General features: G+C 71.7%; 27 protein-coding genes. 12 read left to right on the top strand and 15 right to left on the bottom strand.

The annotated features are described in order from the left end of the window. The first annotated feature begins 18 nt into the window (after window positions 1-18). Entirely contained in the window at window positions 19-759 is a 741-nt protein-coding gene (gene trxA / locus G569_RS0117295; RefSeq protein WP_053226510.1) for a thioredoxin, read from the top strand. 135 nt (window positions 760-894) lie between these two features. Here trxA and dinB read toward each other — a convergent pair whose 3' ends face one another. The 3 genes from dinB to G569_RS49270 all read right to left on the bottom strand — a co-directional run bounded on the left by dinB (window position 895) and on the right by G569_RS49270 (window position 3,380). Then, complete coding sequence (gene dinB, locus G569_RS49275; RefSeq protein ID WP_053226509.1) at window positions 895-1,980, bottom strand: DNA polymerase IV; 1,086 nt, start codon at window positions 1,978-1,980, stop codon at window positions 895-897. A 43-nt stretch (window positions 1,981-2,023) separates the two neighbouring features. Next, entirely contained in the window at window positions 2,024-2,641 is a 618-nt protein-coding gene (locus tag G569_RS61175; protein ID WP_053226508.1) for a septal ring lytic transglycosylase RlpA family protein, read from the bottom strand. 211 nt (window positions 2,642-2,852) lie between these two features. Next, window positions 2,853-3,380: a sigma-70 family RNA polymerase sigma factor gene (locus tag G569_RS49270; RefSeq protein WP_053226507.1), complete on the bottom strand. Its 528-nt coding sequence runs from the start codon at window positions 3,378-3,380 to the stop codon at window positions 2,853-2,855. Between the two features lie 64 nt (window positions 3,381-3,444). Here G569_RS49270 and G569_RS49265 point away from each other — a divergent pair, with 64 nt between their 5' ends. After that, window positions 3,445-4,863: a WS/DGAT/MGAT family O-acyltransferase gene (locus tag G569_RS49265; protein ID WP_053226506.1), complete on the top strand. Its 1,419-nt coding sequence runs from the start codon at window positions 3,445-3,447 to the stop codon at window positions 4,861-4,863. 70 nt (window positions 4,864-4,933) lie between these two features. After that, the gene (locus G569_RS0117270) at window positions 4,934-5,461 is read left to right on the top strand and encodes a DUF3105 domain-containing protein (protein ID WP_157592108.1); all 528 of its coding nucleotides are present in this window, start codon (window positions 4,934-4,936) and stop codon (window positions 5,459-5,461) included. On the opposite strand, the gene G569_RS0117265 is transcribed toward G569_RS0117270, so the two are convergent. Then, a complete protein-coding gene (locus G569_RS0117265) occupies window positions 5,443-5,772 on the bottom strand; it encodes a PaaI family thioesterase (protein ID WP_245602505.1) in 330 nt (109 codons plus the stop codon). The two genes, G569_RS0117270 and G569_RS0117265, sit on opposite strands and share 19 nt — an antisense overlap. Window positions 5,773-5,794: 22 nt before the next feature. Here G569_RS0117265 and G569_RS0117260 point away from each other — a divergent pair, with 22 nt between their 5' ends. Together G569_RS0117260 and G569_RS49260 are read left to right on the top strand one after the other, a co-directional pair. After that, the gene (locus G569_RS0117260; RefSeq protein ID WP_028064330.1) at window positions 5,795-6,910 is read left to right on the top strand and encodes an RNA polymerase sigma factor; all 1,116 of its coding nucleotides are present in this window, start codon (window positions 5,795-5,797) and stop codon (window positions 6,908-6,910) included. Next, complete coding sequence (locus G569_RS49260) at window positions 6,907-7,836, top strand: 1-phosphofructokinase family hexose kinase (RefSeq protein ID WP_053226505.1); 930 nt, start codon at window positions 6,907-6,909, stop codon at window positions 7,834-7,836. Before G569_RS0117260 ends, G569_RS49260 begins: the two co-directional genes overlap by 4 nt. An 81-nt stretch (window positions 7,837-7,917) precedes the next feature. Here the strand turns inward: G569_RS49260 and G569_RS0117250 are convergent, their stop codons facing one another. The 3 genes from G569_RS0117250 to G569_RS0117240 are packed head-to-tail and all read right to left on the bottom strand — an operon-like array spanning window position 7,918 to window position 10,065. Beyond that, window positions 7,918-9,042 carry an RNA polymerase sigma factor gene (locus tag G569_RS0117250; RefSeq protein ID WP_028064329.1) on the bottom strand — a complete coding sequence of 375 codons (1,125 nt, stop codon included), beginning with the start codon at window positions 9,040-9,042 and terminating at the stop codon, window positions 7,918-7,920. A gap of 40 nt (window positions 9,043-9,082) precedes the next feature. After that, window positions 9,083-9,415, bottom strand: a complete 333-nt coding sequence (locus G569_RS0117245) for a YciI family protein (protein WP_028064328.1) — start codon at window positions 9,413-9,415, stop codon at window positions 9,083-9,085. Continuing rightward, window positions 9,415-10,065 carry a hypothetical protein gene (locus tag G569_RS0117240; protein WP_028064327.1) on the bottom strand — a complete coding sequence of 217 codons (651 nt, stop codon included), beginning with the start codon at window positions 10,063-10,065 and terminating at the stop codon, window positions 9,415-9,417. Before G569_RS0117240 ends, G569_RS0117245 begins: the two co-directional genes overlap by 1 nt. A gap of 13 nt (window positions 10,066-10,078) precedes the next feature. On the opposite strand from G569_RS0117240, the gene G569_RS0117235 reads away from it, so the two are divergent. Beyond that, window positions 10,079-11,293, top strand: a complete 1,215-nt coding sequence (locus tag G569_RS0117235; protein ID WP_028064326.1) for an FGGY family carbohydrate kinase — start codon at window positions 10,079-10,081, stop codon at window positions 11,291-11,293. Here G569_RS0117235 and G569_RS0117230 read toward each other — a convergent pair. The 7 genes from G569_RS0117230 to G569_RS0117200 form a co-directional block, all read right to left on the bottom strand. Next, complete coding sequence (locus G569_RS0117230; protein ID WP_028064325.1) at window positions 11,268-12,791, bottom strand: FAD-binding oxidoreductase; 1,524 nt, start codon at window positions 12,789-12,791, stop codon at window positions 11,268-11,270. The two genes, G569_RS0117235 and G569_RS0117230, sit on opposite strands and share 26 nt — an antisense overlap. Continuing rightward, a complete protein-coding gene (locus tag G569_RS0117225) occupies window positions 12,788-13,309 on the bottom strand; it encodes an adenine phosphoribosyltransferase (RefSeq protein WP_028064324.1) in 522 nt (173 codons plus the stop codon). Before G569_RS0117225 ends, G569_RS0117230 begins: the two co-directional genes overlap by 4 nt. Beyond that, a complete protein-coding gene (ftsR, locus tag G569_RS49255) occupies window positions 13,306-14,118 on the bottom strand; it encodes a transcriptional regulator FtsR (protein ID WP_053226533.1) in 813 nt (270 codons plus the stop codon). Before ftsR ends, G569_RS0117225 begins: the two co-directional genes overlap by 4 nt. A 7-nt stretch (window positions 14,119-14,125) precedes the next feature. After that, window positions 14,126-14,599 (bottom strand): double zinc ribbon and FHA domain-containing protein, encoded by a 474-nt coding sequence (locus tag G569_RS0117215; protein ID WP_028064323.1) that lies wholly within the window; start codon window positions 14,597-14,599, stop codon window positions 14,126-14,128. Between the two features lie 20 nt (window positions 14,600-14,619). Then, window positions 14,620-14,877 (bottom strand): RsiG family protein, encoded by a 258-nt coding sequence (locus G569_RS0117210; RefSeq protein ID WP_028064322.1) that lies wholly within the window; start codon window positions 14,875-14,877, stop codon window positions 14,620-14,622. A 63-nt stretch (window positions 14,878-14,940) separates the two neighbouring features. Next, on the bottom strand, window positions 14,941-15,576 hold the full coding sequence (locus tag G569_RS58220; RefSeq protein WP_053226504.1) for a CDP-alcohol phosphatidyltransferase family protein: 636 nt from the start codon (window positions 15,574-15,576) through the stop codon (window positions 14,941-14,943). After that, window positions 15,558-17,237, bottom strand: a complete 1,680-nt coding sequence (locus G569_RS0117200; RefSeq protein WP_028064321.1) for a proline--tRNA ligase — start codon at window positions 17,235-17,237, stop codon at window positions 15,558-15,560. The genes G569_RS58220 and G569_RS0117200 overlap by 19 nt, the downstream gene beginning before the upstream one ends. Before the next feature lie 133 nt (window positions 17,238-17,370). On the opposite strand from G569_RS0117200, the gene G569_RS0117195 reads away from it, so the two are divergent. The 6 genes from G569_RS0117195 to G569_RS0117170 all read left to right on the top strand — a co-directional run bounded on the left by G569_RS0117195 (window position 17,371) and on the right by G569_RS0117170 (window position 24,159). Then, a complete protein-coding gene (locus G569_RS0117195) occupies window positions 17,371-19,224 on the top strand; it encodes a methyl-accepting chemotaxis protein (protein WP_028064320.1) in 1,854 nt (617 codons plus the stop codon). After that, on the top strand, window positions 19,224-19,634 hold the full coding sequence (locus G569_RS0117190) for a chemotaxis protein CheW (protein ID WP_037497257.1): 411 nt from the start codon (window positions 19,224-19,226) through the stop codon (window positions 19,632-19,634). The genes G569_RS0117195 and G569_RS0117190 overlap by 1 nt, the downstream gene beginning before the upstream one ends. 99 nt (window positions 19,635-19,733) lie before the next feature. After that, the gene (locus G569_RS0117185; protein WP_028064318.1) at window positions 19,734-20,339 is read left to right on the top strand and encodes a superoxide dismutase; all 606 of its coding nucleotides are present in this window, start codon (window positions 19,734-19,736) and stop codon (window positions 20,337-20,339) included. Window positions 20,340-20,387: 48 nt separating this feature from the next. Further along, a complete protein-coding gene (locus tag G569_RS0117180) occupies window positions 20,388-21,899 on the top strand; it encodes a hypothetical protein (RefSeq protein WP_157592106.1) in 1,512 nt (503 codons plus the stop codon). Beyond that, on the top strand, window positions 21,896-23,407 hold the full coding sequence (locus G569_RS0117175) for a cellulase family glycosylhydrolase (RefSeq protein WP_157592105.1): 1,512 nt from the start codon (window positions 21,896-21,898) through the stop codon (window positions 23,405-23,407). Before G569_RS0117180 ends, G569_RS0117175 begins: the two co-directional genes overlap by 4 nt. Beyond that, complete coding sequence (locus tag G569_RS0117170; RefSeq protein WP_028064315.1) at window positions 23,407-24,159, top strand: class I SAM-dependent methyltransferase; 753 nt, start codon at window positions 23,407-23,409, stop codon at window positions 24,157-24,159. The genes G569_RS0117175 and G569_RS0117170 overlap by 1 nt, the downstream gene beginning before the upstream one ends. Here the strand turns inward: G569_RS0117170 and ispG are convergent. Next, window positions 24,146-25,387, bottom strand: coding sequence for a flavodoxin-dependent (E)-4-hydroxy-3-methylbut-2-enyl-diphosphate synthase (ispG, locus tag G569_RS49245; protein WP_037497253.1), 1,242 nt, complete (start codon window positions 25,385-25,387; stop codon window positions 24,146-24,148). The genes G569_RS0117170 and ispG overlap by 14 nt on opposite strands. Window positions 25,388-25,470 lie beyond the last annotated feature (83 nt).

Genomic DNA, 25,470 nt, shown 5'->3' with positions numbered 1-25,470 from the left:
CCGACTATCCTCGCAGGGGTGCCCATCGACGCCACTGAAGAGACCTTTGAGCGCGACGTCATCCAGCGCTCCTACGAGCACCCCGTGGTCGTCGACTTCTGGGCCGAGTGGTGCGGTCCGTGCCGCTCGCTCGGCCCCGTGATCGAGAAGGCCGTCGAGGCGCGCTCCGGCCAGGTCGATCTCGTCAAGGTCGACACCGACGCCAACCCGCGGCTCTCCCAGGCCTTCGGCATCCAGTCGATCCCGGCCGTGAAGGCGTTCAAGGACGGCAAGGTCGTCGACGAGTTCATCGGCGCGCTCCCGCCCGTGCAGGTCGAGCGCTTCCTGGACCGGATCGTGCCGAGTGAGGCCGACGCGCTGATCGCCGAGGGCGGCGACTCCAACCTGCGCCGCGCGCTCGAGCTCGAGCCGGGCCGCGCCGACGCCGCGATCCCGCTCGCCCGCTCGCTCGCTGCTGCCGGCGACCGCGAGGGCGCGCTGGACGTGCTGGCCAACGTGCCGTCGTCGTTCGTGGCCGACGGCCTGGCGACCCGCTTGCGACTCTCCGACGACGAGGCGCTCGCCGCGGCGTTCGCGCAGCTCGACGCGGGCGAGACCGAGGCGGGCCTCGACGCGCTGATCGAGGCGATCGCGGCGAGCTCGGACGAGGCGCGCAAGGACGAGCTGCGCAAGGTCGTCGTGGGCGTGCTCGACGAGCTCGGCCCGGGCGACCCCCTCGCGCGCGAGTCGCGCCGCAAGCTCGCCTCGGCGCTTTACTAGGCGCCCGGCCGCGTCTCGCCGCGGCACCGATCGACGCCGCGCCCACCCGGGCCGCGCCCGGCGGGCGCCGCGCCACCGATCGACGCCGCCCCCACCCGCGCCGCGTCCGCGCGGCCCGGCCCGCGCCGCGCCCGCCTACAGCGGCAGCGCGAGTTGCCCCACCGGCGCGACCGGCGCCGGCGGCTTGTCCGGCTCGAGGTCGTCGAACGCCGCCAGGCGCACGCCCAACAGCCGGACCGGTTGGGTGGGCGCGTAGGCGCGCAGCAGCTCCATCGCGGTGTCGGTCACGAGCGCGGTGTCGTTGGTCGCGTCCGGCAGGGTGCGGGCGCGGGTGACCGTCGTCCAGTCGGCGAGGCGGACCTTGATCGCCACCGTGCGGCCCTGGCGCTCCTTCTTCTGCAGGCCCTCGCAGAGCTCTTTGGAGAGCGTGCGCAGGATCGTCTCGAGCTCCTCCGCGGAGGCGATGTCGAAGTCGAAGGTCCGCTCGGTGGAGACGGACTTCGCGGGGCCGCCCTCGGTCTCGACCGGCGAGTCGTCGTAGAAGGACGCGCGGGCCTTCAGGTAGCGGGCGGTGCGGTCGCCGAAGCGATGGGCGAGCTCGCCCTCGTCGGCCTCCTGCAGCTGGGCGACCGTGCTGTAGCCGAGCGACGCCAGGCGCTCCGCGGTCTTCGGCCCGATCCCGGGGAGGCGGCGGGTCGGCGCCGTCGCGAAGCGGATGCACGCCTCCTCGCGACCCATCGCCACGAAGCCGGCGGGCTTGCCGAGGTCTGAGCAGCACTTCGCGATCAGCCGGTTGGGGCCGACGCCGGCCGAGATCTGGATGCCGGTCTGCTGCTTCACGTCGTCGATCAGCTCGCGCAGCACGCGCAGCGGCTTCTCGACGCCGGTCAGGTCGGCGTAGGCCTCGTCGAGCCCCATCGACTGCACGCGGTCGAGCTTGGCCCGCACGAGCTCCCACACCTCGCGCGACTTCTCGCGGTAGGCGGTGAAGTCGGGCGGGATGACGATCGCCGTCGGGCACAGCCGCTTCGCCTGCGAGGCGGGCATCGCCGAGCCGACGCCGAACTTGCGCGCCTCGTAGCTCGCCGTGGTGACGACCGAGCGCGGACCGGAGCCGGCGACGATCACCGGCTTGCCCTTGAGCTCCGGTCGCCGGATGAGCTCGACCGTGGCGTAGAACGCGTCGCAGTCGAGGTGGGCGATCACGCGCTTCGGGGCCACACCGATGAGGTTAGGCGCGGCCCCGGACGCACGTATGTTCGTACTACCTGGTGACTTCGACCACACCGTGGCCGCTGAAGCCGAGCTTGCGCGCGGTCGCGGCGGTGAGGTCGTACTCGCGGCCGCCCACGTAGGGGCCGCGGTCGATCACCCGGACGCGAACCACGCGCCCGCGGTGGCGGATCGTCACCTTCGTGCCGCACGGGAGCGACTTGTTGGCGACGCCCAGCGAGCCGACCTGCAGCGTCCCGCCGCAGCCCAGCTTGTTGCCGAACAGGCCCGGCCCGTACCACGACGCGAGCGCGCGGCGATAGACGTTCAAACGACCGATCACGCGCGTCTCGCCGTTGTTGAGGCGCACGCGGGCGCGGGTGCTCATGGCGCCCCGGAGCCGCTTGCGCAGGACGAACTTCCCGGCGCGGTTGGTGCGATCGCGGTCGAGGGTCACCCAGCGGCCGTGCCGCTGGATCTGCAGGCTTGCGGTCATCGGCGCCGCGGTGCGTCCCTTGACGGTGACGCGGCTGCCGGTCGTGATGTTCAAGCGCTTCGCGCTGACGCCGACCTTCGCGTCAACAGCAGCCGGGATGACGGCCGCCGTGGTCGTAGCCGTGAGGCACAGTGCGCCGGCGCGCAGCGCGCGGCGCAGCGTGGATCGCGACATCGATCCTCCTGTATTCCCACGTCCGGCCAGGTCTGCCTACAGGGCGTCACAGCGATCCCCGCGCACCTCACTCCTCCCGGAGGCGCTTGTCCTTCTAGGGATCCCCCACCCGCGAGCGCTTCGAGCGCTCGCGGCTCGGCTTGACCGAACGAGCGTTCGACCTTACCACCGATCTCAGATGTCAGCGTGCAAACCCGACAATTGTCGGGGTCTACACGGCGACGGGGAATTCTTCGCGCAGCCGAGCCAAACCGAGCCGGATCCGGCTCTTAGCAGTTCCCAGCGGAACGTGTGAGCGGCGGGCGATCTGATCGGCCGTCAGCCCGCCCCAGTAAGCGAGCACCAGCGCTTCGCGTTGGGCTTCCGGGAGCCGGCCGAGCGCCTCGCGGACCTCGGCGCGATCCTGGTCACGCTCGGCCATGACGGCCGGGTGGTCCTCCACCACGGGCACCTCGTCGGTCACGAGCTTCAAGCGGTCCGCCGCACGCCCGCGCACCTGCCCTTCGCGCCACAGGTCGAGCGCGCGCGAGCGGCCCATCAGCCGCAGGTAGGTGCCGAGGTCGCCACGCTCGGGGTTGAACGAACCCGGCCGGCGCCAGAGGCGCAGGAAGACGTCCTGGACCACGTCCTGGGCCTGTCCCGCGTCGTTGACGATCCGGAACGCGGCGCTGTACACGGCGCGGTGGTGCTCGTTGAACGCGCGCCGGAATTGTTGAGGATCACGCAGGTCGACATCCACACGAGGGTTATACACCCTGTTGAAGGTTTCTCAAACATCAGGCAGGTGAGACAATGTCGTGCCGATGCCGAACCCTGACCGGCTGACCGGCCTGGACGCCTCCTTCCTTGCCCTCGAGAAGGACGGCGCACACATGCACGTCGGCTCGGTGCTGCTCTTCGAAGGGCCCGCGCCGGACTACGACGACTTCGTCGCGCGAATCGCGGGCGGGCTGCACCTCGTGCCTCGCTACCGGCAGCGGCTCGCGTTCGCCCCGCTCGGCGCCGCGCGCCCGCTGTGGGTCGACGACCCGCACTTCAACGCCGGCTATCACGTCCGTCACACGGCGCTGCCGGACCCCGCGGGCGAGCACGAGCTGCAGCGGCTCGCAGGCCGGATCTTCTCCCAGCAGCTCGACCGCGAGAAGCCGCTGTGGGAGATCTGGCTCGTCGACCGCGTCGCCGACGACCGCTTCGCGCTGATCTGCAAGACCCACCACGCGCTGGTGGACGGGATCTCCGGCGTGGACATCATGACCGTGCTGTTCGACCTGGACCCGGACCCGCCGGAGGCCGCCGAGCCGCCGGCCTGGGCGGCACGTCCCGTCCCCGGCCGGGCGGAGCTGCTGGCCGCGGCGATCCGCGAACGGCTGACCGCGCCGTTCGGCTTCGCCCGCGGGGTGCTCTCGGCGCCGGACAAGGCCGGTGTGGCCGCGGGGCGCTCGGTGGCCGGCCTGGCCGCGATGGCCGCCGCTGGGGTCTCGGGCGCGCCGCCGAGCCCGCTGAACGTGCGGATCGGGCCGCACCGGCGCTTCGCGTGGGCGTCGGCCGAGCTCGCGACGTTCAAGGCGATCAAGGACGAGCTGGGCGGGACGATCAACGACGTCGTCCTGACCGTGGTCGCGGGCGCGCTGCGGGCGCACCTCTTCCGCCACGGCCGCGACCCCGAGGGGCTCGAGCTGAAGGCGATGGTGCCGATCTCCGTGCGCGCCGACGCCGACCGCGGCGCGCTCGGCAACCAGGTCGCGGCGATGTACGCGCCGCTGCCGGTCGGGCTCGAGGACCCGGTCGAGCGCTACCGGTTCATCAACAGCGCCATGAAGGGGCTCAAGGAGTCCGGGCAGGCCGTGGGCGCGCAGGCGATCACGCGGCTCGCCGACGCCGCGGCGCCGACCGTGCTCGACCAGGCCGCCCGGCTGCAGTCGCGCCAGCGCTTCTTCAACCTGACGGTCACCAACGTGCCCGGCCCGCAGGTCCCGTTGTATGTGATGGGCAGGCGCCTGGAGGCGTTCTACCCGAAGGTCCCGCTCGTTCTGAACACCGCGCTCGGGATCGCGATCATGTCCTACGACGGCGGGATCTATTTCGGTCTCCTGGGCGACTACGACGCGCTTGCGGACATCGACGCGCTCGCAGCCGACCTGGACGCCGCGATCGCCGAGCTCGCCGCGATCGCGGGCGCCCCGGTCAAGCGCGCGCGGCGGCGGCCGCCGGTCAAGGCGTGAGAGAGCCCGGCCGGCGCCTGTCGCGGCATCAAGGTTGCGGTTTCGGGCATCCCGAGGCGGTGGGAGCGCTGTGAGACGGGTCCTTATCGTCGTCGCCGCGGTGGTGGTCGCCGCGGTGGGCTGCGTCGCGCTCATCGCCCTGCTGACCTCGCAGGACTCCAGCCAGGTCAACGAGGCCTCCGGGCCCGGGACGCTCGAGCCCGACCGCGGCTCGGGGCTCCAGAGCGGGCCGGTCACACCCGCGTCGCCCGCGGACCGGCCGCCGACGTCAGGCCGCCATCGCGAGGAGCACGTCCTCAAGGATCAGACCGAGCTCACCGACGATCAGATCCTCGACGCCCTCCAGAACGGCAACGTGATCGTCACCTACGACCAGGCCAAGCCGCCCAAGGCGCTGGTCGCGCTGCAGCGCGATGTGCAGGGCGGCCCGTTCGACGCGTTCCTGTCAGGGGCGGGCCAGGCCGTGATCCTGGCGCACCGGCCCGGCGCGGGCACGCAGGCGCTGGCGTGGCGGCGGCGGCTGATCGCGTCAGGTCCGGACGACCCGAAGCTCCGCGAGTTCGCGGACGCCTGGCTCGGTCAAGGCCCCTCCGGGTAGATCGTCGTCCGCACCAGCGCGCACGGGCGCCCCTGGTCGTCGGTGATGTCGACCTCCCAGACCTCCGTGGTGCGACCGCCGTGGCGGCGACGCGCCGTCGCGTGGATCGTCCCGCCCGTGATCGGCCGCAGGAAGCTCGTCTGGTTGGACACCGCCCGGCCCGTGTGGGCGGTGAGGATGTCGGCGATCGTCGCGTAGACGCCGCCGTGGACGAGCCCGAGCGGCTGCTTGAGCTGGTCCGTAACGGGTACCTGCGCACGCACCTCGTTTTCCGTGCGTTCCAGGAGCTTGATGTCGATCAGATCCGCCAACTCCACTAGGCTAGGCGAGAAGATGCCGTCGCGCTCAAGCGCCTCCGCGTTCGATCGCCTGGCGCCCGACCAACGCGCCGCCGTCGAGCTCGTCCTCCGCCAGGGACGCTCCTACGGTGAGCTCGCCGACATGCTCGGGATGCCCGAGGAGACGATCCGTGCGCGCGCCCGCAACGGTCTGACCGGCCTGGCGCCGGACCTGCTGCCCCCGCCGCGCGTGGGCGAGATCGCCGATTGGCTGCTCGGCCAGCAGTCCGAGGCCCACGCGGCCCGGACGCGTGCGCTGATCCTGGGCGACCCCGCCGCGCAGCGATGGGCCTCGACGGTCGCCGAGACGCTGCGCGGCGCGCCGGGCGGCGAGTCCGTGCCCGCGTTGCCGGCCGCGCCTGACGAAGCCGCCCCGCGCGTCAACGGGAGCAGCCTCGACGAGGCCGCGGTGCGGCGCGACGACGCCGGCGGCGCCCAGCGCCCAAGCGCGACCGAGACATTCGCTGCGGCGGGCCTCGGCGAGCCCGCGGTGGGTGGCGACGACGACGCGCGCGGCAGAAGCGACGCGGCCGGTGGCGGCGAGCCGCCCCACTCCGCGCCCGCCGACGGCGAGACCTCCGGCGGGTCGTCGCGGCTCGGCGGCGCGCTGCTCATCGGGGCCGCTGTGGTGCTCGTCGCGGCGGTGCTCGTGTTCGTCTTCACCCGCGGCGGCGACGAGCCGTCCTCGACCGCGGCGGCGACCGCCACGGCGACGGCCACCGCGACGGCGACCACGTCGCAGGGGGCCAACGACATCGTGCTCAAGGGGCCCGCAGGCTCGCAGGCGGTCGGGCTGATGCGGCTGTTCCAGGCCAATGACGGGACCGTCCGGTTCGCGGTCGCGGCGACGGGCGTGACGCCGAACAAGGCGGACGAGCGGTACTCGCTGTGGTTGCGCAAGAACAGCGGCGGGGCGCAGCTGCTCGGCGACGTCCAGAAGGCGGTCGGCTCCAACGGCGAGCTCACCGCGGCCGGGCCGGGCAACGCCGACGTGGACAAGTTCCCGCAGTGGTTCGCCGAGTACGACACGATCCTCGTGACGCTCGACGGCAAGGGCGCGAAGGAGCCCGGCAAGGTCATCCTCAGCGGTGACCTCCCGAATGCCGGGTGATCATCGCCGGCCCGAACCTGACGATCGACCGCACCTCGCGGCTGGCTGAGCTGCGCCCGGGCGAGGTCCTGCGCGTCGGCGACGTCGCGGTCACGCCCGGCGGGAAGGGCCTGAACGTCGCCCGCGCGGCGCTGCTCCTGCGCGCGCCCGCGTCCCTGGTCGGCTTCATCCCCGGCTACACGGGCCGCGCGGCGGCGGCGATGATCGCCGAGGAGGGCGTGACGCTGCAGGGCGTTCCGGCGCCGGGCGAGATCCGCTCGACGACGATCGTGCTCGAGCCGGGCCGCGCGACCGTGATCAACGAACCGGGGCCCGAGCTGCCGCACGATGCGTGGCTGACCTTCGAGGCGATCGTGGACGACGACCTCGCCGATCACGCGGTGCTCGTCTGCAGCGGCTCGCTCCCGCCCGGCGCGCCGGACGACGGCTACGCGAAGCTCGTCGCGCGGGCGCGTGACGCCGGCCGCCGCTCGGTGGTCGACGCGGCGGGCGCCGCGCTCGCCGCCTCGCTGTCCGCCTATCCCGACGTCGTCGTGCCGAACCTGGGCGAAGCCGAGGGCGTGCTGCACGGCCACCCGGACGAGGCCGTCGACGCCGCCCCGGACGCGCGCCCCCGGGCGGAGCAGGCGGCGCGTGAGCTCGTCCGCCGCGGCGCCGAGGCCGCGGTCGTCACCGCCGCGGCCGCCGGCGCGGCGATCGCCTGGGACCACGAGCCGGTGTGGATCGACGCCCCGCCCGTGAACGTCGTCAACCCGATCGGCGCCGGCGACGTCCTCACCGCCGCGCTCGCCGCCGCCCTCGAACGCGGCGTCCCCCTGATCGACGCCGTCCGCGAGGGCGTCGCCGCCGCCTCCGCCGCCGTCGAGCACCCCGTCGCCGGCCGCTTCGACCCCACCCGCTTCCGCGCGCTTCTTAAACGGGCCTGACCCCTGTATCCATCTTGCATACAAGTCGCATCCCGCCCGCATACCGGGGTCTGACCCCGGTATGCAAGGTGGGTGCAAGGGTCAGAGCCGGGCCTCGAGGAAGGCGCGCTCGGTGGAGTTCTCGGTGAGGCGGAGGGCCTCGCGGTAGGCGGCGCCCGCCTCCTCGTGACGGTCGAGGCGGCGCAGGAGGTCGGCGCGGGTCGACCAGAGGTAGCGGTAGGTGTCGAGGCCTTCGATCGCGTCGACGGTCTCGAGTGCGGCCTCCGGGCCATGGACCTCGGCGACGACCACCGCGCGGTTGAGCGCGACGACGGGCGACGGCCAGACGTGCAGCAGCAGGTCGTAGAGGATCAGCAGCTGCGGCCAGTCGGTGGTCTCGTAGCTCTCGGCGGCGGCGTGCAGGCCGGCGATCGCGGCCTGGAGGGTGAAGCGACCCGGCGGTCCGGCCTGGAGTGCGGCGACGATCAGCGCGTCGGCCTCGGCGATCAGCGCGCGGTCCCACTCCGACCGGTTCTGTTGCGAGAGCACGTCGTCGCGGGTCGCCGCGCGGGCGCGCAGGAGCAACAGCAGCGCGAGCAGCCCGGCGACCTCGCGCTCGTCGGGCAGCAGCAGTCGCAGCATGCGGGCGAGGTCGAGCGCGCGCTCGGCCAGGTCGGCGCGGGCCAGGTGCTCGCCTGACGGCGCGGTGTGGCCGGTGGTGGCGAGCAGGTACACGACCGCCAGCACGGCATCCAGGCGCGGGGCGAGGTCCGCGGGCACGACATACGGGATGCCGGCCGCCGCGATCTTCTTCTTCGCGCGGGTGAGCCGGGCGGCCATCGTCGGCTCGCTCACGAGGAACGCGCCGGCGATGTCGGGCGTCGTCACGCCGCACACGAGCCGCAGCGTCAGCGCGACCTGGGCCTCACGGGAGAGCGCCGGATGGCAGCACGTGAACACGAGCCGGAGTCGGTCGTCGGGAATGAAGTCCTCGGTGTCCACAGGCTCGGCCTCAGCCTCGAGCAGCAGCGGGAGCTTGGTCTCGAGCGTCTTGCGACGCTCGAGCGCGTTGAGCGCCGTGCGACGCGCCGCGGTCGTCAGCCAGGCGCCGGGACGCGACGGGACGCCGTCGCGCTCCCATGCGGTGAGCGCCGACAGGTAGGCGTCCTGGACGGCGTCCTCGGCCGCGTCGAGGTCGCGGGTGACGCGCACCGTCGCGGCGAGCACGAACGCCCACTCGCGCCGGTGCGCCTCGGCCACGGCGGCCTCAGAACGCGACAAAGCCCAAGAGCGGCCGCACCTCCACCCCACCCTTCACGATCGGGACGAGCTTGGCGAGCTCGATCGCGTGGTCGAGGTCGCGGGCCTCGATGACGGTCAGGCCCGCCAGGCCCTCCTTGGTCTCGATGAACGGGCCGTCGGTCAGCAGGTCGCCGCGGATCGAGGTGGCGGTGTCGTCGGTCTCCAGGGCGACGCCGGCGAGGAGCTTCCCGCCGCGCGCCTCCATCTCGCGGTCGACGGCGCCGTGGGCCTCGAGGACCTCGGGCGGCAGCTCGGAGGCGGGCGTGGCCTCGAAGATGAGAATCGCGTACTGAGGCATCAGGCGCCCACCTTCGCACGCCAGTGGGCCTCGTCGGCCGGTCCGTCGAACGAGTGCACCGACACGCCGACGGGCCAGCCCCAGGCGTCGCGCCCCCACACGCGGACCAGCTCGTTCTCCCCGCGCACGCCGATCATCGTGCGGTCGCGGTAGTCGACGACCCCGAGCGCGACGTGGTCGCCGACGCCCGCGTCGCCGATCCCGAGCCGCTCGAGCACCTCGGCGGTGCTGCCGGGCACGTCGTCGAAGCCGAGGTAGTGCGGCTCACGCCCCACGAAGTGCCCGAGGTACTGACCGAGCGAGTGCATGTAGAGATCGGTGTGCTGGACGCACGCGTCGTACTGCACGTCGAACTCGTCCTCTTGGACGCACGTGTGGTGCACCAGCGTGAGGTGGTGGCCGTCGATCCGGTAGTCGAGCCGGTTGAACCAGCCGTCGTCCTTGCTCGCCTCGGTGCGGAAGTGGCTGGGCGGTTCCCACGCCGTGACCTTCCCGCCGCCGCTCGTGAGGCCGGTCTCCGCGCCGCCCACGCGCGGCTCGTACGTCACGGGCCACATGTACGACGCGTTGTCGCGCGTGAAGCCGTCGAAGATCTGCTGCGGCGTGCCGGGCAGCTCGCCGCTCCAGGTGACCTCCCAATTCTTGTACATGTCTCTCCGACAAATGGGATCCGCGGAAATCGACAACCTCGCACTCGGACTGGACGTTGGCACAACGGCGCTCAAGGCGGCGGTCGTCGACGCCTCCGGGAACGAGATCGCCCACGGCCGGGCGCCGACGCCTTGGCAGGGGAACGAGCTCGACCCGGACGCGTTGCTGCGCGCGGCGCTGGACGCGATCGAGCAGGCGCTCGACGGCCGGCGGGTGACCGCGATCGGCATCGCGAGCATGGCCGAGACCGGCGTGCTCACCGACGACGCGCTGCGCCCGGTCGTCCCCTCGATCGCGTGGTGGGACGAGCGCGGAGCCGAGGAGGCGGCCGAGCTCGCGGCGCTGCCTGACTTCAGTGCCCGCACCGGCCTGCCGCCGACGTCGATGTGCACGCTCGCCAAGTACGGCTGGATGCGCCGGAACTGGCCCGAGGCGAAGCGGGGCACGCGCTGGTTCAACGTGGCGGAGTGGATCGTGCTCGGCCTCGGCGGCGAGTCGCGCCCGGAGGCGTCGCTCGCCTCGCGCACCGGGTTCTACGACCTGCACACGGGCGAGGCGTGGGCGCCGGCGATGACGTGGGCGGACGCGCCCGCGAGCCTGGCGCCGCCGCACGCGCCGGCGGGAACGCCGATGGGCCGCGCGCGAGTGTCGACTTTGCCGAGTACAGCGCGAGAAAGTCGACACTCGCGGGGCGGCGCGAGGAGCCGGAGCGGACTCGCCGGCATCGACGGGGCGCGGCTCGCGGTCGGCGGGCACGACCACGCGGCGGCGGCGGTCGGCGCGGGCGCGGCGGGCGAGGGCGACGTGCTCGACTCGTGCGGCACCGCCGAGGCGATCCTGCGGGCGACCGCGCCGCTGGACCCGGGGACCGTCGCCCGCGCGGTCGCCGACGGGTTCACGGTCGGCCGCCATGCGGTCCCCGGCCGCTCTGTCCTGCAGGGCGCGACCTGGTCCGGCGAGAAGCTTCAAGCTGTCATCGACGGTTATGGCGAGGAGTCGAGCGAGTACCGGATCGCGCTCGAGGAGGTCGGGGCGGCGGGGGCGGACATCCTCGCCCGGATGGAGCGGCTCGCCGGCCCATACACCCGCCTCGTGATCACCGGCGGCTGGTCGGATCGCGCCGAGGTCCGCGAGATGAAGCGAAGGCACCTCGGCGCCTTCGAGCACGTCGCCGAGGGGTTCGCCGGCTGCAGGGGTGCGGCTAGAGCAGCACGCCAGGGTTCATGATCCCGGCGGGGTCGCAGCGTTCCTTGACGGCACGCAGGAGCTCCAGGCCGAACGCGCCGAGCTCGTCGCCCAGGTAGGGCTTGTGGTCGCGGCCGATCGCGTGATGGTGGGTGATCGTGCCGCCCGCCGTGACGATCGCGCGGGTCGCCGCGTCCTTGATCGCCCGCCACTGGCCCGCCGGGTCCTCGGTCTGGGCGCCCAGGAGCGTGAAGTACAGCGACGCGCCCGTCGGGTACAGGTGCGAGACGTGGCAACCGACGTGGACGCCGTCGAAAGCGCCCCGCACGGCGTCATAGAGGGTCGAGAGGTTCCCCCAGGTCGTCGCGGTCTCGAGCGTCTCGACGAGCACGCCGCGGTCCATCAGGTCGTCGCGCAGGTGCGGGCCGGCGAAGCGTGACCGCTCCCACGCGCGCCCCGGCGCCGGGCCCAGCGGCCGCGCGCCGCTCCGCAGCAGCTCCTTCGCGGCAGAGGCGCGCCCGACGGCGCCCTCCCAGCCGCAGACGAGCAGGCAGCGCCCCTCCAGCAACCGCCGCCCGACGGAACCCGTGCCGGCCAACGCGACGCTGAGCCGCGTCTCCTCCTCATCGCTCAGGCGCGCGATGTCCGGGGCGATCCCCGCCTGCTCGAGCCGCCGCAGCGCGTCCGCGCCCTCCATGAACGAGCCGACGGTCCACGCGTCGTAGGCGGTGTCCCGGAGCGGCCGGACCCGCAACGCCACCCGCGTGATCACCCCGAACGCCCCCTCGGACCCCAGGACGAGCTGCCGCAGCGACGGCCCCGCGGCGGTGCCGGGCGCGTCCAGCGTCGCCAGCGAGCCGACCGGGGTGATGCACTCCAGCGCGGCGACCTGCGCGTCGATCCGCCCATGCCCGGTCGACGACTGCCCGGCCGAGCGCGTCGCCGCGCACCCGCCGACCGTCGCCCACTCGTACGACTGCGGCACGTGCCCGAGCGCCAGTCCGTACGGCCGCAAGGCCGCGTCCGCCTCGGGCAGCCGGATCCCCGGCTCGAAGACCGCCAGCCGCGAGCGCTCGTCGACCGACACCAAGCGATCCATCCGCCCCAGGTCGAGCGACACGTGCGGGCGATCGGTCTCGAGCCCGCCGACGACACTCGTCCCGCCGCTGAAGGGGACGACCGCCACGCCCTCCTCGGCGCAGGCCTGCAGCACGGCGGCGACCTCCGCCGCGTCCGCCGGCGCGACGACGGCGGCGGGAGCCGACGCGAACTCGCCGGCGCGCTGCGCCAGCAGGTCGAGATACGACTTCCCGCGGGTCCGCAGCACTCGGATCTCGTCGTCCGTGCGCACGTCACCCGGCAACTCCGGCACCCCGCGGGCCGCGGGCAGCGAGAACGCTTGGACCGGCCGCGACACGATCTCGCCCGACACGCCGATCTCCTCCCGCAGGAGCTCGACCGCGTGCTCGGGCAACGTCGGCCCCGCCCCGGGCTCGCCCCAGCCCCAGAAGACCTGCTCCCTCCGGGGGGATGGGGTCATTCGGCGTCGTAGGCGATCAGCGTGTGGACGTCGAACGGCGCGAGGCGCTCCCGCCCACCCAGGAACGAGAGCTCGACCAGGAACGCGCAGCCCGCGACGACTCCGCCCGCGCCCTCGACCAGCTCACCGAGCGCCCGCGCCGTCCCGCCCGTCGCCAGCAGGTCGTCGTGCAGGAGCACCCGCACGCCGTCGCGCAGCGCGTCGGCGTGCATCTCCAGCGCGTCGACGCCGTACTCGAGGATGTACTCCGCCGAGACCGTCTCGGCCGGCAGCTTGCCCGGCTTGCGCGCCGGTACGAACCCCACGCCCAGCTCGCGGGCGACCGCGGCGCCGAGGATGAACCCGCGCGCCTCCGCGGCCACGACGAGATCCACGTTCAACGGCCGTGCGTAGCCCGCGATCGAGGACACCGCGAAGTCCAGGGCGCGAGCGTCGAGCAGCAGCGGCGTGATGTCCTTGAAAACGATCCCCGTCTTGGGGAAGTCCGGGATGTCGCGGATGAACTCCCGGAGATTCATTTGGCGATCTTGCGGAGATCGCGCACCAGAAGCAGATGCTTCAGGTGGGAAGCGACCGCGGCGAGGTTCTCGAGCGCCTCGACGGCCTCCTTGCGCCGCTCCGGGTTCCGGGAGCGCAGCGCGGGCGCGAGGATCTGCTGCAGCAGCGCCGCCTCGCGCTCGGCGGAGGTCTTGAAGACGCGGAGGTTGCGGCCGGCGACGCCGTAGCGGGCCAGCTCGGACACCGAGCGGACGATCTCGCGCTCGGTCTCGTCATAGAAGCGCCGGCCCTCGCGCACCTCGCCCTTGATGATCCCGAAGTCCTCGAGCTCCTGCACGAGCCGCGGCTCGGCGCCGGTCTGCTCGACCACGTCCTCGAGGGAGTACTGCGCGCCACGGTCGCGGACCGACAGCGTCAGCCGCCGCAGCGCCGCGCCCGGGCGCCCGACCTCGCGACGCTCGCCGTCCCCGGAGCCCGCGGCGGGCTTCGCCGGCGTCTCGTCGAACGTGCGCCCGGCGGCCAGCTCCTGACGGATCACGGCCAGCGGCAAGAACTCGTCGCGCTGCAGGCGCAGGATCGTCCGCAGCCGCGACACGTCCGCCGCCGAGTAGAGCCGGTAGCCGCCCGGCGTCCGCCGCGGCGTCAGCAGCTTCTGGTCCTCGAGGTAGCGGATCTTGGAGATCGAGATGTCCGGGAACTCCTGCTGGAGCCCCTTGCAGACAGCGCCGATCGTCAGCGACTTCGCCTGGCGCGGTACTTCCTCGAGCTGAGGTTCACCGTTACCGCCATTGGAAGATTCGCTCGCTCCGGTGGCGGCGTCGTCGGACACGGCCACCTCAACGCGCCAGGTAGGTGAGCTTGTACTTGCCAACTTGCAGTTCGTCGCCGTCTTCGAGCTTGTGCGACTCGATCCTGCGCCGATTCACGTAGGTCCCGTTCAGGGAGCCGGAATCGTCCAGGAACCAGGCGCCCGAGCGACGGACGAGCACGGCGTGGTCGCGGGAGACGGTGACGTCGTCGAGGAAGATCTCGGCGTCGGGCGAGCGTCCGATCGTCAGCCGCTCGCCCTCGAGCGGGTACGACTGACCGACCTTGCCGCCGCCGGAGCGGATCACGAGCGCGCCGGTCGACTCGGCGATGTCGCCGACGTCGACGGGCCGCAGCTCGCCGGTCTGCTCGTCGATCATGTAGGTAGCCGTGGTCGCGTCGTCGCGCTTCTCTTCAAGCGTGCCGACGTACGCGCCGCAGCGCTGGCAGTAGTTCGCCCCCTCCGTGACGACGAACCCGCACTCTGGGCAGTGACGGGCCAAGGGCCGTACCTCCGAGGCGGCTAGATGTCGTCGCCGGTGCCGGTCGCACGACCGGCAAGGATGTCGGTCAGACGCTGGACGTCCGCGCCCGAGATCACTTCCTCGCCGCCTTCGTGCTTCTTGCGCAGGCGGTTGACCAGCTCGGCGCGCAGGATGTCGATCTTGCCGTGCAGGATGCGCCGTCGATAGGACACCTCCTGCTCCTCGTCAGTGAGCTGTTGGATGAGGTCCTTGAGCTCCTGATCGGAGAGCGAACCGAGATCGGGGAAGGTGTCCATCTGTAAGCGAGTCCTCTCCTCAAAGGCGACGAGACGGAAGGCGAAGCATAGCGTTCATCAAGCTCAGGTCGAGCCTTGCAGTCGTGCCTGCGCGAGACCATCGCGCACGTATTGGACCGTCGACCCCAACGTGAGGACGAGCCCCACATACAAGCATGCCAGGGCCAGCCAGTGCACCCCGCACAGGGCGAAGAAGAGTGCGCTGAACACCGGCCACACCCCCCAGCGGCCCAACCAGTTGATCTTCAGCTCGACCTTCCGGTGCATGGCATACCGGGCCAGGAGCAGCATGAACAGCTCCCGCGCGGCCAGCAGAGCGAGCGCCCAACGCGGCAGCAGCTCGAACTTCCAGCACACGATCACGCCCGCCAGAACCAGCATCCGGTCGATCAGCGGGTCCAGCAGCGCGCCCATCCGCGAGTACTGGCCGGTCACCCGCGCGGCGATCCCGTCCGCGTAGTCGCCCCAGCCGATGAGCGCGAACAGCACCGCCGGCAGCGCGTCGGTGCCGCTCTCGGAGTTCAGCGCGAGCACGAGGAAGACCGGGATCAGCGCCATCCGGATGTAGCCGATGGCGTTCGGGATCGTCCACGGGCGCAGCGGAGCGCCCGCCACCGTCTCGGGCGGCGGCGGCCCCGTGCGGTCCAGGCCGGAGAGCCGCTTGAAGGTGAGCTTGCGTTTTACGGGAGCGTCGCCCACAGGTCAGCGGCCGCCTGAGCCGCGCCCTCCAGGGGAAGTGCGCGGGACTCGCGTCCGCGCCGGATCTGCGCTTCGACCTCGCCCGACTCCAGCGACCGCCGGCCGACCGTCAGCCGCAGCGGCACGCCGAGCAGCTCGGCGTCGGCGAACTTCGCGCCCGCCCCGGTCGCCCGGTCGTCGAAGACGATGTCCAGGCCCGTCGCGCGCAGCTCCTCATAGAGCTTCTCCGCGGCCACGAACTCGTCGGTGCCGGGCTTGCCCGCGGCCACCAGGTGGATGTCGAACGGCGCCAGCGCACGCGGCCAGGAGATCCCGGCCTCGTCGGCGAACTGCTCGACCGCCGCCGCGGCGATGCGCGCCGGGCCGATGCCGTAGGAGCCCATCCAGATCGGCTTGGACGTGCCGTCCTCGTCGAGGAACGTCGCGCCGAGCGGCACCGAGTAGCGCGTGCCGAGCTTGAAGATGTTGCCGATCTCGATCGCGGGCTCGATCCGCACCGGGTGGCCGTCGACCGTGTCGCCGGCCTCGACGGTGCGCACGTCGACCTCCGTGAACTGGAAGTCGCGGCCCGGCTTGACGCCGCGCAGGTGCGTGTCGGCCTTGTTGGCGCCGGAGATGTACGACGCGCCGTCCAGCGCGGAGTCCAGCAGGATCGGCACCTCCATGCCGACCGGGCCGATGTAGCCCGCGGGACCGATCCGGTCCGCGAACTCGACCTCCTGCGCGGGACGGAACGGGGCGCCGAGCGCGTTGGTGAGCTTGATGTCGTTGACGCGATGGTCGCCGCGGACGAGCACGAGCCGCAGTTCGTCCTCTCCGACGATGACCGGGTAGGCCTTGATCAGCGCGCCCGCGGGCACGCCGAGCTGCTCGCACACCTGGGCGACCGTGGTCGCGCCCGGCGTCGTGACCTCTTCGACCGCCTGCTCGGCAGGCAGCTCGACCGGCTGCGGCGTCGCGGTGGCGACCTCGATGTTGGCCGCGTAGTCAGGCGCCAGCGCGACGTCGTTCTCACCCGCCGGACAAGGGGCCATGTACTCGTGCGCGCCCGTGCCGCCCATCATGCCGACGTCGGAGTCGACGCGGTACCACTCGAGGCCGCACCGGTCGAAGATCCTGTCGTAGGCCACGCGGTGCTTCTCGTAGCCGACGTCCAGCCCGGCCGCGTCACGATCGAACGTGTACGAGTCCTTCATGATGAACTCGCGCGTGCGCAGGACCCCGGCGCGCGGGCGGGCCTCGTCGCGGCCCTTGGTCTGGAAGTGGTAGAGGATCTGCGGCAGGTCGCGGTAGGAGCGCACGACCTGGGCGACGTGGGTGGTGACGATCTCCTCGTGGGTGAGCGCCAGCACCATGTCGGCGCCCTTGCGGTCCTTGAGCTTGAACAGCTCGTCGATGTCGTAGCGCCCGGTCCGCCGCCAGATCTCCGCCGGATTGAGGACCGGCATCAGCATCTCGTGCGCGCCGATCGCGTCGAGCTCCTCGCGGATGATCTGCATCGTCTTGAGCTGCACGCGCCACCCGGCGGGCAGCCAGCTCCAGAGGCCGGCACCGACCTGCCGGATCATCCCGGCCCGCACCAGCAGCTTGTGCGAGAGGGCCTCGGCGTCGGCGGGCGGCTGCTTCTCGGTCGGAAGGAAGTACTGGCTCAGACGGGTCATCGGGGCGCGAAGCCTAGAGGGTCGACCGGGGGTTCTGACAAACAGGGGAGGTTCGATTCCAGGACGGGCCGCGGGGACCGATAAGCGGTGATGTCGCACCTACCACGCCCTCCTGAGACAGGACGAACGCCTCATGTCTGACGTTCCCGCAGCACGCCGGATCACGATCAAGGCCAAACTGCTCGGCAGCGCCGGGGTCCTCCTCGCCCTCATGCTGCTGATCGGCGCGCTCGGGATCTCCAGCGTGTCCTCGATCACCAACAAGTCCGACACGATCCTCGGCCAGGCCGTCACGCCGCTGGTCGACCTCGGCTTCGCGACTTCATCGCTCAACGACACCCGCCAGCAGCAGACGACCTACCGCAACGCCAAGGACGCGGCCGCCCGCGCCGAGGTCCTGGCCAAGGTCAAGGCCAACGACGCCGACGTGACCAAGCGCCTCGCGGCCGTCACCAAGTCCGTGACCACCCCGAACGAGCGCGCCGCGATGGACAAGGTCGAGCAGGACCTCGCCACGTACTACGGCATGCGCGACAAGCTCTTCAAGATGGTCGACTCGGCCGCCGACCCGGCCAACGACCAGGCGATCGCGGACTACAGCCGCAACATCGTCTCCCCCGCGATCACCGTCGCGCTCGCGGACTTCAACACGCTCTACACGGCCAAGCACGAGCTCGCCAAGCACCAGCAGGCCGACATCGCGGCCGCCGGCTCGCGCAACCGCACCCGCGCCTTCCTCCTGCTCGGCTTCTCGCTGATCGTTGGCTTCGGCCTGATGTTCTGGGTCTCGCGCGGGATCGAGCGCGGCGTGAAAGTCATCCTCGAGCGCCTCTCCAGCCTGCGCGACCACTGCGCCGCGCAGCTCAACCACGCGCTGCGCTCGATGTCCGAGGGTGACCTGACGGTCGCCGTCGAGGCCACGACGCCGGCGCTCGAGCGCACGTCCAACGACGAGATCGGCGACGTCGCCGAGGCCGTCGGCCAGATCCGCGACGCCACCGTCGCCTCGGTCGCCGCCTATAACGCGACGCGCGCCGGCCTTTCGGAGATGATCAGCGTCCTCACCTCGTCCACCAAGTCCGTCGCCTCCAGCTCCGGCGAGATGGCGTCCACGTCCGACGAGGTCGGACGCGCGATCGGCGAGATCGCCGGCGGCATCGGCGAGGTCGCCAGGGGCTCCGAGCGCCAGGTCCGCTCGATCGAGTCGGCCCGCGCGCAGACCAACGAGATGGCGATCGCCACCGACGAGTCCGCCACCAACGCCCGCGAGGCCGCCGAGGTCGCGAAGGAGACCAGCCGCCTGGCCGACGAGGGCGCGCAGGCCGTCGCCGAGGCGACGGGCGCGATGGAGTCCGTCCGCAACTCCTCCGCGGAGGCCACGCAGGCGATCCGCGAGCTCGGCGCGAAGTCCGAGCAGATCTCGGGCATCGTCGCCACGATCACCGGCCTGGCCGAGCAGACGAACCTGCTCGCTCTCAACGCGGCCATCGAGGCCGCCCGCGCCGGAGAGCAGGGCAAGGGCTTCGCCGTCGTCGCCGAGGAGGTCCGCAAGCTGGCCGAGGAGTCGCAGTCCGCGGCGGCCTCGATCTCGGACCTGATCGGCCAGATCCAGGGCGAGACCCAGCGGGCCGTCGAGGTCGTCGAGACCGGCGCCCAGCGCACCACCGAGGGCTCGCAGACGGTCGAGCAGGCGCGCGAGTCGTTCGTGCGCATCCGCGAGTCCGTCGCCGACATGAGCACCCGCGTCGACCAGATCGCCGTCACGATCGGCCAGGTCGCCGACGCGTCCCAGCGCGTGCAGGACGACTTCGCCGAGGTGGCCGCGGTCGCCGAGGAGTCCTCCGCCTCGGCCGAGCAGGTCTCGGCGTCGACGGAGCAGACCAGCGCCTCCACGCAGCAGATCGCCGCGTCGGCGCAGGAGCTCGCGGGCACCAGCGAGGAGCTCGCGCAGCTCGTCTCGCGCTTCAAGCTGGCGGGGGTGGCGTGATGCAGATCGTCGTCTTCTCCTACGCCGCCGAGGAATACGCGCTGCCGATCACGGACGTGCAGGAGATCATCCGCTACGTCCGCCCGCGTCCGGTCTCGGACAGCGGGTACGGGATCGAGGGCGTGATCAGCCTGCGCGGGAAGATCATCCCGGTCTGCGACCTCGGCGCGCGGATGGGCCTCGCCGCCGAGTCCGAGGGCCACAGCATCGTCATCGTCGAGACCGGCGCCGGCGCGGCCGGCGTGATGGTCGACCAGGTCGACCAGGTGCGCACCGTCACCGAGGATCAGATCGAGCCGAACCCCGTCTCCGACGACGGCCTGATCCAGTCGATCGTCAAGATCGGCGAGGACCGGCTGATCGTCCTGCTGGACGCGCAGCTGCTGCTCAGCGGCGTCGTCTCGGCCTGATCGGAGGGCCCCGCCGGCGGCGACGTCGGCGGGGCTCACGCCTCCGGGGTGATAGAACGCTCGGGCGAGGGGTTCGAACACCGCACATTGGAGGCCCGAATGGCTTTTGAAGTCCCGCCGCTGCCCTACGACTACGCCGCGCTCGAGCCGCACATCGACGAGGCGACGATGCGCGTGCACCACGACAAGCATCACCAGGCGTACGTCGACAAGGCCAACGCGGCCCTCGAGGGCACCGAGTTCGCCGACTCGTCGATCGAGGAGATCCTCAAGAACCTCGACGCGTTGCCCGCGGACAAGCAGAAGGCGGTCCGCAACAACGGCGGCGGCCACTACAACCACTCCCTGTTCTGGGAGTTCCTGTCGCCCGACGGCGGCGGCGCGCCCGACGGCGCGCTGGCCGAGGCGATCAACGGCGCCTTCGGCTCCTTCGACGAGTTCAAGGCCAAGTTCAAGGACGCCGGCGTGAACCAGTTCGGCTCCGGCTGGGCGTGGCTCGTGCACGACGGCTCGGGCCTGAAGGTCACCTCGACGGCCAACCAGGACTCCCCGCTGTCGGCCGGCGAGACCCCGCTGCTGGGCGCCGACGTCTGGGAGCACGCCTACTACCTCAAGTACCAGAACAAGCGCCCGGACTACCTGGACGCGTTCTGGAACGTGGTCAACTGGGGCAAGGTCGCCGAGCTGTACGCGGCCGTCGCGTAACCAGACACTCCGCAACTCCTGTCCGGTCGTGGCGTTGGAATGTCCTTGATGACTGAGACGTCCCGACGCCGCGTCCGGCGGTTTCTCGTGGCGGCGGTGGCCTGTGCCGCCGTCGCCCCCACCACACCCGCCCTCGCCGCCCCGGATCAGCAGTCGCTGATCGAAGACGAGACCCTGATGCTCGATTCCGGCCCGGTGGAGCAGGCGCGCGCGCTCGACGAGGCCAGAGACCTCGGCGCGGACCTGATCCGCGCCAACGTGATCTGGTCGCGCTTCGCGCCGTCGGCGAACTCCAAGAAGAAGCCGAAGGGGTTCGACGGCAAGAACCCGGCGGCGTATCCGGCGGGCGCCTTCGGGATGCTCGACTCGTTCGTCTCCGGCGCGCAGGCGCGCGGGCTGGACGTCCTGCTGACCGCCACGGGCCCAATCCCGGCGTGGGCGTCCAAGTGCAAGGGCTCGGTCGCGACGCTGCGCACCTGCAAGCCCGATCCGAAGGAGTTCGGCGCGTTCGTCCGCGCACTCGGCACGCGCTATCCGACCGTGAAGAAGTGGTCGATCTGGAACGAGCCGAACCTGCGCTCCTGGTTGAGCCCGCAGTACGAGAAGAAGGGCGGCCAGGCCGTCCAGACCTCGGCCTACCTGTACCGCCGGCTCGCGACGTCGGCGATCGCCGGTCTGCGCGGGACCGGCCATCGCGCCGACCAGATCTGGCTGGGTGAGACCGCGCCGCTGGGCGACGACCCGTCGGGCTGCAGCGCCCAGCGCTCGCTGCGCGTGCCCGCCAAGTGCGCCTCGAAGATCCTCAAGACCTCGCCCGAGACGTTCCTGCGCGGCGTCTTCTGCCTGAACACCAAGGGCAAGCGCCTGACCGGCGGGGAGGCCACCGACCAGCACTGCGGCGGCTACAAGAAGCTCAACGTCACCGGCTACGCGCATCACCCCTACACGCGCGGCGGCTCGCGCCCGCCCACATCGGGCGTCAACCCGGGTGAGATCACCATCAACGTCGCGTCACGCCTGACGAAGCTGCTCGACAACGCCGCCAAGCTGAAGCGGATCCCGGCCAAGCTGCCGATCGAATACACCGAGCACGGCTGGCAGACCAAGCCCGACCTGATCTTCGGCGTCACCGACCAGCAGCAGGCGGAGTACATCAACCAGTCCGACTGGATCGCGTACAAGAACCCGCGGGTGCACACAGTCGCGCAGTACAAGATCGTCGACGACCGCAACATCGGCGCCGGATTCCAGATGGGCCTGCGGCTGCTGACCGGGGCGCCCAAGCCCGCGTACGCGGCCTACAAGCTGCCGATCTGGGTGTCCGGCAAGGGCGCGAACGTGACCGTCTACGGGCAGGTCCGCCCGGCCCCGAACGGCACGCCGCAGACCGTCGACATCCAGGTCGCGTCCGGCGCCGGTTCGGCGTTCAAGACGGTGCAGTCGGTGCCGGTGACGTCGGCGAACGGCACGTTCACCGCCTCGGTGCCGAACTCGGGCAGCCTGTGGCGGCTGGCCTGGAACGGGAACACGTCGCGCCAAGCGGAGGTGTCGCCCAAGTGAAGCGGGCGCTCGGAGTTCTGATGGTCATCGCGGCGATGCTCGGCGTCGCGACCACGCCCGCGCGGGCGGCGGACTTCGAGCTCGGCATGGAGGACGAGGGGCTGCTGCTCAACAACCAGCTCCTCGCGGGCTTCGCCGTCGCCGACTGGCGCGACCTCGGCGTCGACGTCGTCCGCATCCACGCGCGCTGGTGGGAGATCGCCCCGCAGACCGGTGCGGTCCGCAAGCCGGCGGGCTTCAACGCCAAGGACCCGAACTCCAAGGGCTACAACTGGGGCGCGCTCGACGCGGCGGTCAGCATGGTCGAGAACAACGGGATGCGGGTGATGCTCACGATCACCGGCCCGGGGCCGCTGTGGGCCTCGACCGATCCGAGCAAGCACAACCCGCGCTGGATCCCGAGCGCCGCCGCCTACGCGGAGTTCGCCCGCGCGGTCGCGACCCGGTACCGCGACCTGGTCGACCGCTACCTGATCTGGAACGAGCCCAACCAGCAAGGCTGGCTGCAACCGCAGTGGGAGTGCGACAAGCGGCGCCGCAACTGCACGCCGGTCGCGCCGCACGTCTACCGCTCGCTGGTGCGCGCGGCGGCGCCTCAGGTCCACGCCGCCGACCCCGGCTCGGAGGTCGTGATGGGTGAGCTCGCGCCGGTCGGGGACCCGCCGATCAGCGCCAACACGCCGATCAAGCCGCTGATCTTCATGCGTGAGATGGGGTGCGTCGACAACGCCTACCGGACCATCCGCACGGGCCGCTGCAAGGGCTTCAAGGCGCCGCAGGCGGACTCGTTCGGCTACCACCCGCACCCGCTGCTCAACGCGCCCGACAAGGTCAACCCGGATCCCGACGAGGCGCAGTTCGCCGACCTGCCGCGGCTCTTCCACACGCTCGACAAGCTGCGCGCGAAGAAGCGCCTGCGGGTCAGCGGGAACATCCACCTGACCGAGTTCGGGTACCAGACCAACCCGCCTGACAAGGCGGTCGGCATCAGCCTCGCCAACCAGACGAAGTACCTGCAACAGGCGGCATTCGTGGCGTGGAAGTCCAAGCGGGTGCGCGGGCTGTCCTACTACCAGTGGGACGACGAGCCGGTGGTCAACCGCGGGGGCGGCACGAAGCGCTACTCCGGCTGGCAGACGGGCCTGCGCTTCAACAACGGCAAGCCCAAGCCGGTGCTCTCGACGTTCCCCGCGCCGTTCGTGATCGAGCGCAAGGGCAAGGCGACGTCGGTGCGGCTCTGGGGCCAGGTGCGCCCGTCGTCGTCCGGCGAGGTCGTCGTCCAGATCAAGCCGAAGGGCGCCGCCGACTACACGGATGTCGCGACGGTGAAGACCGCGGCCGACGGGACGTGGACCCACCGGCTCACGATCCAGACCGGTGCCCTCTACCGCTATCGCTGGACGCCCGCGACGTTCGTTCCCGGAGCGGTGCCGGCGCCGAGCTTCTCAGGCTCCGTCGATCCGTCCAAGAGCGAGAAGACCGAGATGCGGACGGGCTCCGCGCTGTGATGGACGCGAGCGAGAACCCCACGGCGTTCTACACCGCGGGCTACTCGCTCGAGCACGACGAGGGCATGAAGATGGGCCGCTGGCGGGCGCTGGGCGCGCGCACGAAGGCGGCCCACGCCCGTACGCTGACCGCCCGCGCGGGGGTCTCGCCGCGGCGGGTGGTCGAGATCGGCTGCGGCGACGGGTCGCTGCTGCTGGCGTTGGCCGAAGTGTGGCCGGAGGCGACGTTCGACGGCTTCGAGCTCTCGCCGCCGGCGATCGAGATCGCCCGTGGGCGCGGAATCCCGCGCGCCGGGCGGCTCGAGGCCTACGACGGCGAACGCGTCCCGGCCGATGACCGCGCATACGACCTGGCGGTGCTCTCGCACGTGCTCGAGCACGTCCCGGACCCGGCGCCGCTGTTGCGCGAGGCCGCGCGGGTCGCGGACCGGGTCCTGGTCGAGGTGCCGCTGGAGGACAACCGCTCGGCGGCGCGGCCGGCCAAGCGCGCCGAGGCGGCGCGGATCGGGCACCTGCACGCGCTCAACCGCGGGCACGTGCGGGAGTGGATCGACGGCGCGGGGCTGAAGGTCACCGGCGAGCTCAGCGACCCCCTCCCCTACGCCCACCACGCGTTCTTCGCCGAGAGCGCCGCGGCGCGCGCGAAGGCGGCGGCCAAGTGGGGCGTGCGCGCGGCGGCATGGCGAGCCGCTCCGCTGCGCGGAGAGCGACTCTTCACCGTGCACTACGCCGTGCTGGCTACGCGCGGGTGAAGCGCCGGCCGGCGACGGGCGAGAGCGCCTCGTCGATCGCGTCGGCGTTCTCCTTGGCCTTCTCGGCCTCGAGCATCGCCAGGCGCTCCGGCGTCATCGCCGTCGCGTCCTCTTCCTCGGCGAGCCAGGCGGCGGCCTCCGCGGCCGCCGCCGCGTCGCGCGTGACCTGCTTGCCGGAGGCGTAGTACTTGTCGATCTCCACGAACAGCTCGTCCACGAGCTGCTCGGTGGCGACCTTCTTGATCGGCTCGCCCTTGGAGTAGATCATCCCCATGTCCTTGGCGCCGGTGATGCCGAAGTCGGCGTGGCGGGCCTCGCCGATGCCGTTGACCGCGCAGCCGAGGACCGAGACCTCGATCGGGTCGTCGTAGGCCTCCAGGCGGCGCTCGACCTCGGCCACGACCGAGTCCATGTCGAACTGCAGGCGCCCGCAGGTCGGGCAGGCGATCAGCACGGGACCGCGCTCGCGCAGCTTGAGCGCCTTGAGGATCTCCCAGGCGACCTTGACCTCTTCCTCGGCGTGGAAGGTGCTCAGCGAGATACGGATCGTGTCGCCGATGCCGTCGGCCAGGAGCGTGCCGAGCCCGACGGCGGACTTCAGCGAGCCGGACCACTTCGTCCCCGCCTCGGTGATGCCGAGGTGCAGCGGGTACGGGATCCGCTCACTGAGCAGGCGATTCGCGGCGATCGTGTTCGGGACGCTCGTCGACTTCAGCGAGACCTTGAAGTTGGTGAAGTCCAGCCGCTCCATCAGGTCGACGAACTCGACGGCGGCCTGGACGAGCGCCTCGACCGGGTTCTCGAACTCGAGCTCGTGCAGGTGCTTGGGGAGCGAGCCGGAGTTGACGCCGATCCGCATCGGCGTGCCCGCGGCGGTCGCGCGCGCGGCGACCTCGGCGACCTTGTCCGGCCCGCCGATGTTGCCCGGGTTCAGGCGGATGCAGTGCGCGCCGGCGTCGATCGCCTTCAGCGCGAGCGTGTGGTTGAAGTGGATGTCGGCGATCACGGGGATCGGCGACTCCACGACGATCGTCTTGAGCGCCTCGATGTCCTTCTCGCGCGGGACGGCCACGCGCACGATGTCGGCTCCGGCATCGGCGACGCGACGGATCTGATCCATCGTCGCCTGCAGATTGGCGGTCTCGGTCTTGGTCATGGTCTGCACCACGACCGGGGCGCCGCCGCCGATCTGGACGCCTCCGACGTTCACTGAGCGCTCCGAAGCCATTGCCACTGAGTCTAGAGGCGCCCAGGCGGCTCAAGTGTAAACGTCTTGACGCCGAAACATTCGATGCTAAACTTTTGGTATCG

The organism is Solirubrobacter soli DSM 22325, from assembly GCF_000423665.1.
Taxonomy (GTDB): Bacteria; Actinomycetota; Thermoleophilia; order Solirubrobacterales; family Solirubrobacteraceae; genus Solirubrobacter; species Solirubrobacter soli.
The sequence above is the reverse complement of the archived record's forward strand: the minus strand, read 5'-3'. Positions and strand labels throughout refer to the sequence as shown.